We start from the raw sequence: 14,269 nt of genomic DNA, 5'->3' as shown, positions 1-14,269 counted from the left end.
GATCCGGCTCAGCCGGTGCCGGGCGGGGCGGCGGCCGGGGTGTCGGGAGCGGCCTCCAGCAGGGCCTGCAAGGAGCGTTCGAGTTCCGTGGCGCGCCGGAGGTCGGCGGCGATCGCCGCATAGTGCCAACCGGCCTCGGGGGAAACCGATTCGACGGACAGCACCACGCCCTCGCCCCGCCGGTGGGAGTAGGTGAGTCCGGCGTCCCGCAGCAGCGCCTGGACCGCCGCCAGATCGGTGGCGTGCGGGCCGGGCCGGGTGTCGCTCAGCCAGGCGCGGCCGGTCCGGCCGCTCACCGAGGCCAGCCGCTGCACCATGGCCTGCCGCGCGGTGGTGGCCGTACGCCGGACGTTGCTCTCCACCGCGTACACCGTACGGTCCTCGGTGACCCCGGCGTCGATGCTGAACCTGCCCCGGTAGCCGCAGTCCGCGAGGTGGCCGCCGAGAGCCATCCCGGCGCGCTCCAGCTCCCCGCGCACATCGCCGCCGGGGCCCTCGTCGGCCGCGCATCCGCTGCCGCGCTCCAACTCGGCCAGGGGCGAGGCGAATCCGTGGTAGCTGCAGTCCCGGGTGCGCATCTCGCCGGTGTAGACGACGGCCGGGCCGCCCGGCCCCACCTCCATCTGCACACTGACATCGCGGACGAACGGGACGTACTCCTCGACCACCCACCCTTCGGCCCGCTGCCGGACGGCTCCGTGATCGGTCAGAACCGGCAGATCCGCGCGGGTGAGGATCCGGAAGCCGTCCCCGCCGGCCGCCCTGGCGGGCTTGACCAGGACCCGGGGGTACCGCTCGAGCAGTTCGCCGGCACCGGCCGCGACCTCGGACCAGTCGTGGCACGTACGGCCCGCCGGCACCCGGATGCGCAGCCTCCGCGCGGCCTGTCTGAAGCCGCTCTTGGTGTTGAGCCGGTCGACCGCCTCAAGTGCGCTCTCCGGTACGCCGTCCGGGCAGGACGGGCCCGAACTCCCCGGTCGGCAGCCGGTGCTGTTCCGGCCGCCGTCGCCGCCCCCGCTCCCCGGCCCGTAGCCGGACACCGGTAGGCTGAGTTCGGCGGCGAGCTTGACCGTGGACCGGTCCAGCACGATGGGCAGCAGCTCGATACCGGGCCGCTCGGCGACCAGGGAGCGCAGCCGGCCCGTCAGCCCGGGAGTCCGGCCGATCGCCTCGGCGAGCGGCAGCGTCGGGTCGGCCTCGGTGGTGAGCACGGTGACCGATTCGGCCGCCATCCCGAGCAGGCCGCAGGCGTACCGCCGGAACTCCCGGCTCACCGGGAACTGCGTCACCAGGATGTCCCCGGGGCGGGTCAGCCAGACCTTCCGGGAGGACTGCACCATCCCGTGCAGGTTCAACTCGGCCGCCTCCCGGCCGCAGACCACGTCGGAGACGAAGTTCGCGAACACCAGGAGCGGTCCACGAGCCCGGTCGCCTCGGCCGCCTCGGCCGCCTCCGCCGTCGGGACCCGTGCCGCCGCCGATGCCGTTCCCGTCGGCCCTGCCGTTTCCGCCAGCCCTGTCGCGCATGCGCGCAGCCAAGCACGGCGGACGGGTCCCGTCCGGTCGGCCACTCGGCGGCGCTCGGGACGTCACCCTTTCGTACCGTCCGCCGCGCAGACCGTCCGAGCAGCCGACAGTCTGGGCCCGATGATGCGTGACACCCCGCTCGACGGCGCTCTCGCGGCTGTGAACGGCTGGCTCCGCGATCCCGAGCGCGAGCTGTTCCCGTTCGACGCGGTCCTGCACGAGATCCAGACCTCGGGCAAGCACTTCCTCCCGGGGCGGTTGGCCGCTGAGCTGGACCGGGCCCGCGCGGCCTGCCGGGACGGCGCCCCCTTGCTGCGGGCGTTCCTCGACTGCGCGCTCGACAAGAGGGACGGCCGCTACAGCTACCGCAGCTACCTCTGCCTGCCCCTGCTGGAGGATCTCCTCGACGCTCCCCGGCCCCGGGGCGCCTCCACCGAGCTGGTCGGGCTGCTGGTCGCCGACGCGCTGCGGTACGAGCTGGCCGCGGACCGCGACGGTCCGGCCACCCTGCCGCGGGGGCGTCCGGACGCCACGGTCCGGCACAAGCGGCTGCGGTACGGCCTGCGGCTGCTGAACGGGTACGCGCCGGCGGGCGCCGAGGCGCTGGACGTGGACCGGCTCAGCCACGCGGACGGGCCGGACCTGCCGGAACTGGAGAAGGTGCTCGACTCGCCGGCGGCACAGGCGGATCCGGTGGTGGCCCAGCGGCTCGCGCTCAGCATGCAGCCCGTCCACGTGCTGCACGACGAGTACCTCTTCCTCCGGGTCCTGCAGAGCTACGAGACGGTGTTCGCCGCCCTGGTGGGCAGTGCCCGGCAGGCCCGGGACCTGCTCAGGCGGGGCCGCCCCGAGGGCGCGGTCGCGGCGCTGACCGAGGCCGCCGGGCAGCTGGACCGGACGGGCCTGCTGTTCAGCCTGCTGGCGACCATGGACATCGGCGGGTTCCGGCGCTTCAGGCGGTACACCGAGGGGTCCAGCGCCATCCAGTCCGCGCGCTACAAGAGGTTCGAGTGCCTCTGCGGCAGGCCGCGCGAGGACCGCTGGTCCTCGCCCGCCTTCGGCAGCGTGCCGTCGGTGGCCGAGCAGACCGCCGCCGACCCCGACACCATCTCGCTCGCCTATCTCGCGGCTCGCGAGTCGAAGGCCTTCACCGCAGCGCAGTGGTCGGCCCTCGACACCGCGCTGGCCCGGCTGGAACACAGCCACCAGCACTGGAAGGCGACCCACCACTCGCTCGCGGCCCGGATGATCGGGGAGGCCACGGGTTCGGGCTACACGTCCGGGGTCCCGTACCTCGACGACTGCCTCGGCAACCGGCTGTTCTGGCGCCTCGGCGAGCGGTACCTGCCCGTGTCCCGGGAGCCGGACCATCGACCGTAGGCCGTCCGGGGCGGGCCGGCCGGCTGCCCGGTCACGTCCACGCGGGCCGGGCGGTCCGGGTCACCACCGCCCCGTGCCCCCCGTTACCGCTCGCCTCCTACCACTTCTCCTCCCTGACGACGTCCAGGTTCACGAAGCGCGGCTCGCCGTCGCACAGACCGCGGATCTCCTCGGCTATGTGCTGTGTCTCCGGGAGGGCGCTGTTCGCCATGGCCTTCTCGTAGCTGGGGAACTCCACGATGTTCACGAAGTGCGACGGCTTGTCCCGGTCCTGGCCGAGCATCTCGTGGGTGGCGGTGCGCTTGCCCTCGGTGGCCTGCAGCCACTCGTTCATCAGATCGTCCACCCGGGCCTTCTGCGTGGTCTCGTACTCGATGAGCTGGAGAAACGTCATCGTGCTCACCTTCCTCGGTACGGACGCCGTGTTCTCAGCATCCCGCTGCCGCCGGACGTCCACCACCCGTGCGCACCGGTGGCTCGCGCGTTCTTCGGCCGGCCCGTGCTTCCGGCGGGTCGACGGCCGGCCCACCTGGCGGGGCCGGTGATCCCGCGGGCGCAGGACCCGCCTTCGGCCGCCGCTCCCGCCGCTCCCGCCGCTCCGTCAGCACCGCGGACCGCGGACGGAGTTGAGGTAACGCGGTTAACACAGACTTCGCCTTGGCTTCAGCCCGACGCCATGGGAGGTTGACATGCGCTTGATGACACTGTCACCGCAGCACCAGCACCTCGGACGACCCTGGAGGGCCGGCCCTACATGACCGCGTTCAACCGTCGACGTTTCCTGCAGCTCGCGGGCGGCACCGCCGCCATGTCCGCACTGTCCACCACCATCGCCCGCGCCGCCGAGATACCGGCGAACCGGCGGACCGGCACCCTGAAGGACGTCGAGCACATCGTCGTCCTGATGCAGGAGAACCGTTCCTTCGACCACTACTTCGGCACCCTGCGCGGTGTGCGCGGATTCGGCGACCCGCACCCGGTGAGCCTGCCGGGCGGCAAGCCGGTCTGGTACCAGTCGGACGGCGCCAAGGACGTGCTGCCGTTCCGGCCGGAGGCCGACGAACTCGGTCTGCAGTTCCTCCAGGACCTGCCGCACGACTGGGAGAGCGGCCACGTCGCCTGGAACCAGGGCCGGTACGACAAGTGGGTGCCGGCCAAGGGCACCACCAGCATGGCCTACCTCACCCGCGAGGACATCCCCTTCCACTACGCCCTGGCCGACACGTTCACCATCTGCGACGCCTACCACTGCTCGCTGCTCGGCCCCACCGACCCGAACCGCTACTACATGTGGACGGGGCACGTCGGCAACGACGGCAAGGGCGGCGGACCGGTCATCACCAACGCCGAGGCCGGCTACGGCTGGATCACCTACCCCGAGCGTCTGGAGCGCGCCGGCGTCTCCTGGAAGATCTACCAGGACATCGGCGACGGCCTGGACGCGGCCGGCGGCTGGGGCTGGCTCCAGGACCCCTACCGCGGCAACTACGGCGACAACTCCCTTCTCTACTTCGACAACTACCGCAACGCCAAGCCGGGCGACCCGCTCTACGACAAGGCCCGCACCGGCACCGACGCCAAGAACGGCGAGGGCTACTTCGACCGGCTCAAGGCCGACGTCCTGGCCGGCAGGCTTCCCCAGGTCTCCTGGGTCGTCGCCCCCGAGGCGTTCAGCGAGCACCCCAACTGGCCGGTCAACTACGGCGCCTGGTACATCGCCCAGGTGCTGGACGCCCTCACCGCCGACCCGGACGTGTGGGCGAAGACCGCCCTGCTGATCACCTACGACGAGAACGACGGCTTCTTCGACCACGTCGTCCCGCCCGTCCCGCCCGCCTCGGCGGCGCAGGGGAAGAGCACCGTCGACACCAGCACCGAGATCTACCACGCGACCGGTGACGGCTCGCTGATGACCGGCCCGTACGGCCTCGGCCAGCGGGTGCCGATGCTGGTCGTCTCGCCCTGGAGCAAGGGCGGCTGGGTCTGCTCGCAGACCTTCGACCACACCTCGATCATCCAGTTCATCGAGCGGCGCTTCGGGGTGCACGAGCCGAACATCTCGCCCTGGCGCCGGGCCATATGCGGCGACCTGACCTCGGCCTTCGACTTCTCCCACCGCGACGCCCGCGTACCGGAGCTGCCGGACACCAGCGGCTACCTCCCGCCGGACCACAACCGCCACCCCGACTACGTCCCGACCCCGCCGGCCCACCCGGCGCTGCCCAAGCAGGAGCGCGGCCTGCGCCGGGCCCGCCCGCTGCCCTACGAGCTGACCGTCGACGGCACCGCCCGGGCCGGCCGCCTCACCCTGGAGTTCGCCAGCCACGGCGCCGCCGGCGCGACCTTCCACGTCACCTCCGCGACCGACGGCAGCGGCCCCTGGACCTACACCGTCGAGGCCGGCCGCAAGCTCACCGGCAGCTGGGACGCCAAGGGCACGTACGACTTCTCGGTGCACGGACCGAACGGCTTCCTGCGCCGGTTCAAGGGCCAGGCCGCCGGCGCTGGCGTCGAGCTGACCTGCCGGCATGACGGAGACGGGCAGCTCCAGCTGGTGCTCACCAACAACGGCCCGACGACCGTGCGCCTCACCGTCACGGACGCCTACGGCGGCGACCACCGGGCCGACCACCGGCTCCGCCCGGGCGCCCACGTGGTGCACACCGCCAACCCCGGCCGCAACCACGGCTGGTACGACCTCACGGTCCACTCCGACCAGGACGCCGCTTTCGTGCGCCGGCTGGCCGGCCACCTGGAGACCGGCCGCCCCGGCACCAGCGACCCGGCGATCGTCACCGACTGATCAGACCCCATCCGAGCCGGTGCGCGAAGCGCCTGCCCGGGTACGGGAGCGGCCGGGGGCCCTGGGGCGTCAACGCTCCGGGGCCCCCGGCGGCCGGTGACCGATCCCAGGGTTCAGCCGGGCGGACACACCGGGTCGGCCGACTGGCCCGGCAGGTACGCCGCCCGTTCCTCCCCGGTGAGACCGCGGTCGACGGCCCGGCAGATCCGTGTGATCGCCGCGGCGGGCTGCGGAAGGACGATCGCCCGCAGCCGTGCGGTGTCGTCGTAGCTTCCGGTGGCGATGGTTCTCCCGTCGGGGCTGAACGCCACCGACAGCACCATGTCGGTGTGGCCGGTCAGGGTGGCGCGGGCGGCGCCGGTGGCCACGTCCCACAGCTTCACGGTGTGGTCGCGGCTGGCGGTGGCGAGGGTTCTCCCATCGGGGCTGAAGGCCGCCGAGAACACCGTGTTGGTGTGGCCGGTCAGGGTTCTGAGACTCCTGCCGGTGGCGACGTCCCACAGCCGTGCGGTGTTGTCACCGCTGGCGGTCGCGAGGGTCTTCCCGTCGGGGCCGAACGCCACCGACCAGACCGCGTTGGTGTGGCCGGTCAGGGTTCTGAGGCTCCCGCCGGTAGCCAGGTCCCACAGCCGTGCGGTCCTGTCGAGACTGCCGGTCGCGAGCGTCCTCCCGTCGGGGCTGAAGGCCACCGAGAACACCGTGTTGGTGTGGCCGGTCAGGGTGGTGCGGGCGGTGCCGGTGGCCACGTCCCACAGCTTCACGGTGTGGTCGCGGCTGGCGGTGGCGAGGGTTCTCCCGTCGGGACTGAACGCCACCGACATCACCATGTCGGTGTGGCCGGTCAGGGTGGCGCGGGCGGTTCCGGTGGCCACGTCCCACAGTTTCGCGGTCCTGTCGCCGCTGCCGGTCGCCAGGGTGCGACCGTCGGGGCTGAACGCCACCGACCACACCTCTCCGGTGTGGCCGCTCAGGGTGCGGGCCGCGCCGGTGGTCGCGTCCCACAGTTTCGCGGTCCTGTCGGTACTGCCGGTGGCGAGGGTACGGCCGTCGCGGCTGAACGCCACCGACCAGACCGGTCCGGTGTGCCCCGTCAGCATCGAGCGGGCACCCACGTCCCACAGACGCGCGGTCCTGTCGCCGCTGCCGGTCGCGAGGGTCTTCCCGTCCGGGCTGAACGCCACCGAGTACACCTCTCCGGTGTGGCCGGTCAGAGGCGTGCGGGTGGCACCGGTGGCCACGTCCCACAGCAGTACGGTGTTGTCGCCGCTGCCGGTGGCGAGGGTGCGGCCGTCGGGGCTGAACGCGGCCGAGACCACCGCGTCACTGTGACCGGTCAGGGTGAGCCGGGCGGTGCCGGTGGCCGCGTCCCACAGCCGCGCCGTGTAGTCGCGGCTGCCGGTTGCCAGGGTGCGGCCGTCGGGGCTGAACGCCACCGTGTAGACCGCGTTGGTGTGGCCGGTCAGGGTTCTGAGGCTCCTGCCGGTGGCCGTGTCCCACAGCCGTGCGGTGTTGTCGGCGCTGGCGGTGGCGAGGGTCTTCCCGTCGGGGCTGAACGCCACCGCGTAGACCTCGCCGGTGTGGCCGGTCAGGGTGGCGCGAGTCGTACCCGTGGCCGTGTCCCACAGTCGAACTGTCCTGTCGGCGCTGGCGGTGGCGAGGGTGCGGCCGTCGGGGCTGAACGCCACCGCGTAGACCTCGCCGGTGTGGCCGGTCAGGGTGGCGCGAGTCGTACCGGCGGCCGCGTCCCACAGTCGAACTGTCCTGTCGGCGCTGGCGGTGGCGACGGTGTGGCCGTCGGGGCTGAACGCCACCGCGTAGACCTCGCCGGTGTGGCCGGTCAGGGTGGCGCGAGTCGTACCGGCGGCCATGTCCCACAGCCGAACTGTCCTGTCACTGCTGCCGGTTGCCAGGGTGCGACCGTCGGGACTGAACGCCACCGAGTGGACCGAGTCGGTGTGACCGGACAGCCGACGCCGCAGCGGGAGGTCCGCGGCGTCGTCCAGGCTCTCGACGGCTTCGGACGTGTGGCCGGTGCGGTACGCCTGGACGGCCAGCAGCGAGGCGAGGTCGGGGTCCGTGCTGATGAGGGTGCCGGACTGGACGGCGAGCTGTCGGGAGAGGGCCGTCTGCCGTTCGGCGACGGCCGTCCGCTGCTGCCACACGGCGTATCCCGCGGCGGCGAGCGCGAGGACGAGGACACCGGCCAGGACCGCGTTGAGCCGTCTGCTGCGCCGGATGACGGCCTGCTGGCGCTGCCTGCTGGCGGTGAGGAAGGCGGCGATCCCACCCGGCAGGCGGCGGTGCCGGGACCATTCGAGGCCTTCCGCGAGCGCCGTTCCGCCGAGCAGGTCTCCAGGGTCCTTCTGCTCGGCCCAGCGGGCCCGCCGTTCCCGGGTGTGTTCGAGCCACTCCTGGAAGCGATGGTCCTGGCCCACCCATTCGCGTAGCGTGCCCCAGTCGCGGATGAGTGCGTCATGGATGAGTTCGGCCACCGGCTGCCCGGCCGGGGCGTCGGATCCTACGGGCGCGCGGGGCGTGTAGGTGGTGATGATGCGCTGGCCGGTGAGCGCGGCGAGGACGGCGTCGAAGGCCCGCTCGCCGCCGGGGGCGGCACCGGGGTCGGCCGCCAGGTCGCGCAGCTCCCGCAGGGGGACCTGTGCCCGGATGGCCGGAATCTGGTGGCTCGGGTCGGCCGGGCGCACCAGGGAGGTCAGGATCCTCCGTGCGATGGGCCGGTGGCCGGGGGACAGCCGGTCGAGGGCGGTGTCGCACCAGGTGGTCAGGCTTCCGGTGACCGCGCCGATGCGCCGGTAGGCGTCGTGCGTGAGGTAGCCGTCCTGGCGGCCGTGCCAGAGTTGGCTGAGGGTCAGCTCCAGCAGGGGCAGGACGGTGACGGGGGCCTGGCGGGCCTCGGGAGTGGTGGCCAGGACGTCGGTGACGATCCGTTCGGGCAGTCCGGCCTGGAAGTGGGCGCCCACGTCCCGGGCGGGCAGGGTGATGATGTCGCGCAGGTCGTCCGGGCTCAGGCTGCCCGGTACGTTGAGGAGTCCTGGCATCGCGGCGTCGAGCAACTCCGGTGCCAGTGAGGCGAGTTGGTGATAGAAGTCATCGCGCATGATCAGGATCACCTGGAGCCGGGCGATCGAGTCGACCGCCGCGGTGAGCTGTTCCGCGACGGCCGGGCGGTCCGGCCGTCGGCCGTCGGCCGGCTGGGCGAGGAGTTCCTCGAACTGGTCGATGATCAGGATGATGCGCCGGTCACCGGGACCGGCCGCGAGTCTGCGGGTGACGGCGGTGGCGATCCCGTCGGTGGCGGCCCCGGGGAGGCCGGCGTGTTCGAGTTCGGCCGCGAGGTCCTGTCTCGGCCTGGCGAGCACGGTCAACCACCGTTCGCTGCCAGGTAGTTCGCCTGCGGCGAGTGCGGGCAGGACGCCGGCCTGGATCAGGGACGACTTGCCCGATCCGGAGGGGCCGAGCAGCAGCGTCAGCCGCCTGTGCCGGGCCAGGTTCGCCAGTACCTGCCGCACGGCGTCCCCGCGGCCCTCGAACCACCGGGCCTGCTCCGCGGTGAACGGCTCCAGCCCCCGGTAGGGGCACACGTCCCGCTCGGCGAGGTCGGGCCGGACCTCCCGCAGTGTCCGCGTCGGGGTGGCGTAGGCGATGCCCTGCCCCCGCTCGAAGGCGTCGGGGGCGGTGATCTCGGTGACCATGCCGACGACCAGGCCGGTCACCTCGTCCAGGACCGGGCCGCCGCTGAACCCGGTGGTCAGGTCGTTGGCATCGGTCAACTGCAGCAGCGCGCCCCTGCCCGCACCGGACGGCAGCAGATCACCGGCCCTCCCGAAGCCGAAGTGCCCGCCCGGCGGGGCCTGCGCTGGGAACCCGAACGAGCGCACCCGGTGGCCCCGGCAGCCGGCCGCGGAGCCCAGCGGCAACGGCCTCATGCCCTCGGTGGTCCTGTCCAGGCGTACGACGGCGACGTCGTCGCCTTCCGGGGCACGCCACGCCTCGTCCAGGACCTGCCCCTCCACCTGCGGTGCACCGGCTACCTGCGGTGCGGCGTCCACATGCGGCGCACCGGCTACCTGCGGTGCGGCGTCCACATGCGGGAAGACCAGCCGTACCCGCCCACCGGGCCCGCTTCCGGCGGCGGCCACCACGTGCGCGCAGGTGACCAGGAGGCCGTCGGCCACCAGGAAGCCCGCCCCGACCACCTCACCGCCCGCTCCGAGGACCTGGGCCACGGCGGAGAGCAGTCCCGGCGTACGGTCGCCGTCCGGCCCCTCGCCGGCGATGTCCACCGGTCACCCCGAACTCTCGCCCGCACCCGGGAGGCCGGCCGCGTCCCTCTTCCAGGTCATGGTCACCATCAGATGACCGGTGGCACCGGTCTTGGTGATCACGGCCCCGGCCTCGACCGCGAGGTCGACACCGAACTCGACCGTGATCTCGTCGGGGCAGGCCCTGCGCAGCTCGTCGAGGGTGGCCCGCGCCGCCTCGGCGACCGGCCGCAGAGCTCCCTGCAGACTCTCCGGCAGCTCATGGACGGCGTCGCCGACACGACCGGCCTTCACCGGCCCCTCCGGCCCTGCCGGGGCCTCAACCAGGACGCAGCCCCCGCCCTCCAACGGCATCCGAGCCAGAGCTGCCAAGGTCACTCCTTCGCCTGTCCCACCCGCCGCCGGCACTGACGGGCGGAAGGCCGGCGCCATCGACGCCGGCCCGCCGCCACGGCAGGGTGCCGCCTTTGGGACGCGCCGAGCACGCCCGCCTTGAATCGTCATCGCATCCGGCACGTCCCGCATCCGGAGGCAGCCGTACGAACGACAGCGCCTACCGGACACCCCACCGTGGGACGAGACCGCCCGAGGGCCTTGCAGGCCGGGCCTCGGCCCAACAGATGGTCAGAGACCGGAGACACCCGCCGCACCGGCACGTTGAGCCGGTCCGCGCTCCCACGCGCCACCGGGCGCAGAGCCTGACCGCACCGGCGCCTTCCCGTGAACGCGCTCACGGCACCGCCGCGTACGGCGCCCACACCGGCTTCTCCCCGGCCGCCCTGGCTTACCTGGGAAACAGCGAGTCCCCGGTGACGGTGCGGGTGGTGCCGTCGGCGAGGGTGAGGGTCACCGAGTCGGGCACGCCGCCGTTGTCGTGGTCGGAGCCGGGCCACCACGCGGTCCAGCGGCCGTTGTCCAGGGTGACCTCGAAGGTCCGCCCGGCGTCCTTCATGGTGACCGCCTTGACGTCGGCCCCGACGAGACCCTCGGCGTAGTTGAACGTGGCCGAGCCGCTGCCGTGGGAGCCACCCGTGTCGTAGGTGATCACATCGTGCGCGACGGGCTTCACAGTACCGATCGACATCGCCAGACCGCTGCGCTCCGAAGCGACGTAGCAGAGCATGACGGTTCCGCCGCGGGCGACCACCATGGAGGCGACCTTGCCGCGGAGGTCCGCGTTGGTGATCGTGGCGGGCTCGCCGGCGCCCGGCATCTCCTTCAGGCACCACTTCAGGGTGGTGGCGCCTCGGCCCGTCGAGGTGTCCACGGGGGTCGGGTTGCTGGTCCAGCTGGAGAGCTCGGCGGAGCTCAGCGGCCCGCTGTTGGCCCTGTCGTACAGCGTTACTCCCACCACGGCCGCGCCCGCGGCGACGGCGCCGGCGAGCGTGAAGGCCATCCGTCGCCGGAAGCGCGGCTTGGTGGGCGAGGTGGCGGGGGTGTCGAGGTCGATCCGGCGCATCAGGCGCTCCCGATGTAGGGCGTGGCGTCCCGGCGGGAGGTCGCGCTCGGCCGGCAGGGGCAGTTGCCCGAGCGGTTCGGCGCGCTCGACCGGATCCGGCCGCTGGTCGGCGTTCACTGGTGTGCCTCCTTGGGGGACGGGGCCGCACTCGCGGGCCCACTCTTCATCTGGTACGGGTCGCACCGGGGTTCCCGCTTTTTCCGGTGGGCTCGGCGCGCGGCCGTCTCGGTGAGACGCTGCAGCTTGGCCCGGGCGCGAGACAGCCGTGAGCGGACCGTGCCCACCGGCACGCCCAGCGCCTCGGCGGCCTCGTGGTACTCCAGGCCGGCCCACACGCACAGGGCCAGCACCTCGCGGTCCGGGCGCCGCAGCCGCGCCAACGCGTCCTGCAGGGCGGCGATCCGCGCCGCGTCGTCGATCCGCCCGGCCGCCTCCTCCGCGAAGTCGGGGACGCCCTCGGGCACGGGCGGCAGTCGGGCCATCACCTGCCGGTGCCGCCGGGCGGCCCGGCGCTGGTTACTGACCAGCTTGGTGGCGATGCCCAGCAGCCAGGGCCGCAGTGATCCGCCCTCGGCGTTGACGCGGCCGTGCTGACGCCATGCCTCCAGGAAGGTCAGCGACATCACGTCCTCCGCTGTCGACCAGTCCCCGGTGAGCCGGTACGCATGGTTGTACACCGCGTGCGCGTACGCGTCGAAGAGCTGCCCGAACGCGTCCCGGTCGCCGGCCCGCACCCGAGTCCGCATGTCTGGATCCGAATAGTCCACGCCCGCTATCTGGTGCGACGACTCAAGCCAGTTCCCATGACGCACGTCACATGGCTCGACCCCAGCCGCCGGATATGGCGATGTCCCATCCATGCTGGTCTCGCATCTGGCTGGCGAAGGTCCTCAGATCTTCGATGGTGCAGTCGCAATCCAGTTCAAGCTCGATGCTGACGTAGCTGGCACTGGGCTTCGCCTCGTAGGGGGAGAGCTTCCAGCGCACCAGGTGCTCGTGTTCGGCCAGTCCCGTGCGCTCCTGGTCGTGGATGATGCCGTGGGCGTCTTCGCCGTTGCGGCTCTCCGTTGGCCGGCGAGCCGCAGGACAGTGCGTTCCTTGCAGATCCTTCCAGGGCCTGCCCCTGATGGTGAGGGGACTTCAAGTGGCCAGGATGCAGGGGTGATCCCTCGTTCGGCCGTGGCGGGGGCGTGTCTCGCCGGCTCTTCGTCAATGTGACGTATACATCGCTTGTTCCCAGTTCTTCACAGCTCACGGTTCTGCCGATCCCAGATCATCGCGGCTCGCTGTCGGGGCGCGGGGCCGTGGCGCCGGTTGCGAGGAGAGAGCGATGCGTCTGGCCGGTCTACACGATTCCGCGGGGGAGCCCGAACGTCGCGGCCCGGAGGCCGAGAGCAGTGGGCCCCGGCCCGGGCCATGGGCGTGGGTGCGGGCCTATGTGGTGGGGCTGGCCATGCTGGCGGGACTGGCCTTGCCGGCCGTCGCCCCGTCCCATGCCTGGGCCGCCACACCCCCGAGCGTCTACGTCACCAACCGCAGCTCCAACACCGTGTCAGTGATCGACAGCGCCACCAACACCGTCACCGCCACCATCGGCGTCGGCGGCACCCCGACGGGTGCCGCGGTCACCCCGGACGGCAAACACGTCTACGTCACCAACGCGGGCTCGAACAGTGTGTCGGTGATCGACACCGCCACCAACACGGTCACCACCACCATCCCCGTCGGTAACACGCCGAGAGGTGTGGCGGTCACTCCGAACGGCCTGACCGTCTACGTCACCAACGCGGGCAGCGGTGGAGTGTCGGTGATCGACACCACCACCAACACCGTCACCACCACCGTCCCGGCCCAAGCCGACCCATCCGGTATCGCGATCGCCCCGAACGGCCTGCACGCCTACGTCACCAACATTCAATCGAACAGTGTGACGGTGATCGACACCGCCACCAACACCGTCACCACCAACATCGGCGTCGGCACCAACCCGATCGGTGTGGCGGTCACCCCGGACAGCCTGCACGTCTACGTCGGCAACGTCAGCTCCAACAACGTGTCGGTGATCGACGCCACCACCAACACCGTCACCACCAACATCGGCGTCGGCGCCAGTCCGTTCGCTGTGGCGATCACCCCCGACGGCGCGCAGGTCTACGTCGCCAACGCTGGCTCGAACAGCGTGTCGGTGATCGCTACCGCCACCAACACCGTCACCACCACCGTCGGCGTCGGCACCGCCCCGGACGGTCTGGCGATCACCTCGGACGGCAAGCACGTCTACGTCGCCAACGCCAATTCGAACAACGTGTCGGTGATCGATACCGCCACCAACACCGTCACCGCCACCGTCGGCGTCGGCACCACCCCCCAAGGGGTCGCGATCACCCCGACCCCGCCGGGGCCGGCCCTGACCATCACCAAGACCCACACCGGGAACTTCACCCCGGGCAGGCCGGGCGTCTACACCATCACCGTCGGTAACAACGGAACCGCCCCGACCGACGGGACCACCGTCACCATGAAGGACACCCTCCCGGCCGGGCTCACCGCCCTCAGCATCACCGGCAGGGGATGGCGCTGCACGCGGGCCACCCTCACCTGCACCCGCAGCGACGTCCTCAACCCCGGGAACACCTACCCGCCCATCACGCTGCGGGTCCGCGTCGCCCGCACCGCCACCGGCACCCTCACCAACACCGCGACTGTCAGCGGAGGCGGCGACGGCATGGCCACCGCCACCGATCCCACCGTCATCGACCCCTGCGACGACCATCACCACTGGTGACCGCCTCACCCCAACCACCCGGCCCACAAGGCCGGC

General features: G+C 72.2%; 10 protein-coding genes. 3 read left to right on the top strand and 7 right to left on the bottom strand.

What is annotated here, in order from left to right:
- Nucleotides 1-8 precede the first annotated feature (8 nt).
- Nucleotides 9-1,406 (bottom strand): preATP grasp domain-containing protein, encoded by a 1,398-nt coding sequence (locus ACSMTC_RS17840; RefSeq protein ID WP_436560687.1) that lies wholly within the window; start codon nt 1,404-1,406, stop codon nt 9-11.
- Nucleotides 1,407-1,646: 240 nt separating this feature from the next.
- Between ACSMTC_RS17840 and ACSMTC_RS17835 the strand changes: the two genes are divergently transcribed.
- Nucleotides 1,647-2,906 (top strand): tryptophan 2,3-dioxygenase, encoded by a 1,260-nt coding sequence (locus tag ACSMTC_RS17835; RefSeq protein ID WP_436560686.1) that lies wholly within the window; start codon nt 1,647-1,649, stop codon nt 2,904-2,906.
- 97 nt (nt 2,907-3,003) lie between these two features.
- On the opposite strand, the gene ACSMTC_RS17830 is transcribed toward ACSMTC_RS17835, so the two are convergent.
- Nucleotides 3,004-3,300 (bottom strand): hypothetical protein, encoded by a 297-nt coding sequence (locus tag ACSMTC_RS17830; RefSeq protein WP_436560685.1) that lies wholly within the window; start codon nt 3,298-3,300, stop codon nt 3,004-3,006.
- A gap of 360 nt (nt 3,301-3,660) precedes the next feature.
- Between ACSMTC_RS17830 and ACSMTC_RS17825 the strand changes: the two genes are divergently transcribed.
- Entirely contained in the window at nt 3,661-5,709 is a 2,049-nt protein-coding gene (locus tag ACSMTC_RS17825) for a phosphocholine-specific phospholipase C (protein WP_436560684.1), read from the top strand.
- Between the two features lie 113 nt (nt 5,710-5,822).
- On the opposite strand, the gene ACSMTC_RS17820 is transcribed toward ACSMTC_RS17825, so the two are convergent.
- The 5 genes from ACSMTC_RS17820 to ACSMTC_RS17800 all read right to left on the bottom strand — a co-directional run bounded on the left by ACSMTC_RS17820 (nt 5,823) and on the right by ACSMTC_RS17800 (nt 12,435).
- Nucleotides 5,823-10,010 (bottom strand): nSTAND1 domain-containing NTPase, encoded by a 4,188-nt coding sequence (locus tag ACSMTC_RS17820; protein ID WP_436560683.1) that lies wholly within the window; start codon nt 10,008-10,010, stop codon nt 5,823-5,825.
- Between the two features lie 3 nt (nt 10,011-10,013).
- Nucleotides 10,014-10,361, bottom strand: coding sequence for a CU044_2847 family protein (locus ACSMTC_RS17815; protein WP_436560682.1), 348 nt, complete (start codon nt 10,359-10,361; stop codon nt 10,014-10,016).
- A gap of 412 nt (nt 10,362-10,773) precedes the next feature.
- Nucleotides 10,774-11,565 (bottom strand): hypothetical protein, encoded by a 792-nt coding sequence (locus tag ACSMTC_RS17810; RefSeq protein ID WP_436560681.1) that lies wholly within the window; start codon nt 11,563-11,565, stop codon nt 10,774-10,776.
- Nucleotides 11,562-12,194: an RNA polymerase sigma factor gene (locus tag ACSMTC_RS17805; protein WP_436560680.1), complete on the bottom strand. Its 633-nt coding sequence runs from the start codon at nt 12,192-12,194 to the stop codon at nt 11,562-11,564. Before ACSMTC_RS17805 ends, ACSMTC_RS17810 begins: the two co-directional genes overlap by 4 nt.
- A 67-nt stretch (nt 12,195-12,261) precedes the next feature.
- The gene (locus ACSMTC_RS17800; RefSeq protein WP_436560679.1) at nt 12,262-12,435 is read right to left on the bottom strand and encodes a hypothetical protein; all 174 of its coding nucleotides are present in this window, start codon (nt 12,433-12,435) and stop codon (nt 12,262-12,264) included.
- A gap of 343 nt (nt 12,436-12,778) precedes the next feature.
- On the opposite strand from ACSMTC_RS17800, the gene ACSMTC_RS17795 reads away from it, so the two are divergent.
- Nucleotides 12,779-14,233, top strand: coding sequence for a YVTN family beta-propeller repeat protein (locus tag ACSMTC_RS17795; protein ID WP_436560678.1), 1,455 nt, complete (start codon nt 12,779-12,781; stop codon nt 14,231-14,233).
- The last annotated feature ends 36 nt before the right edge of the window (nt 14,234-14,269 follow it).

The sequence above is a fragment of the Kitasatospora sp. HPM-01-4 genome (assembly GCF_051374625.1).
GTDB lineage: Bacteria > Actinomycetota > Actinomycetes > Streptomycetales > Streptomycetaceae > Kitasatospora.
This window is presented reverse-complemented; position numbering and strand designations above follow the sequence as displayed.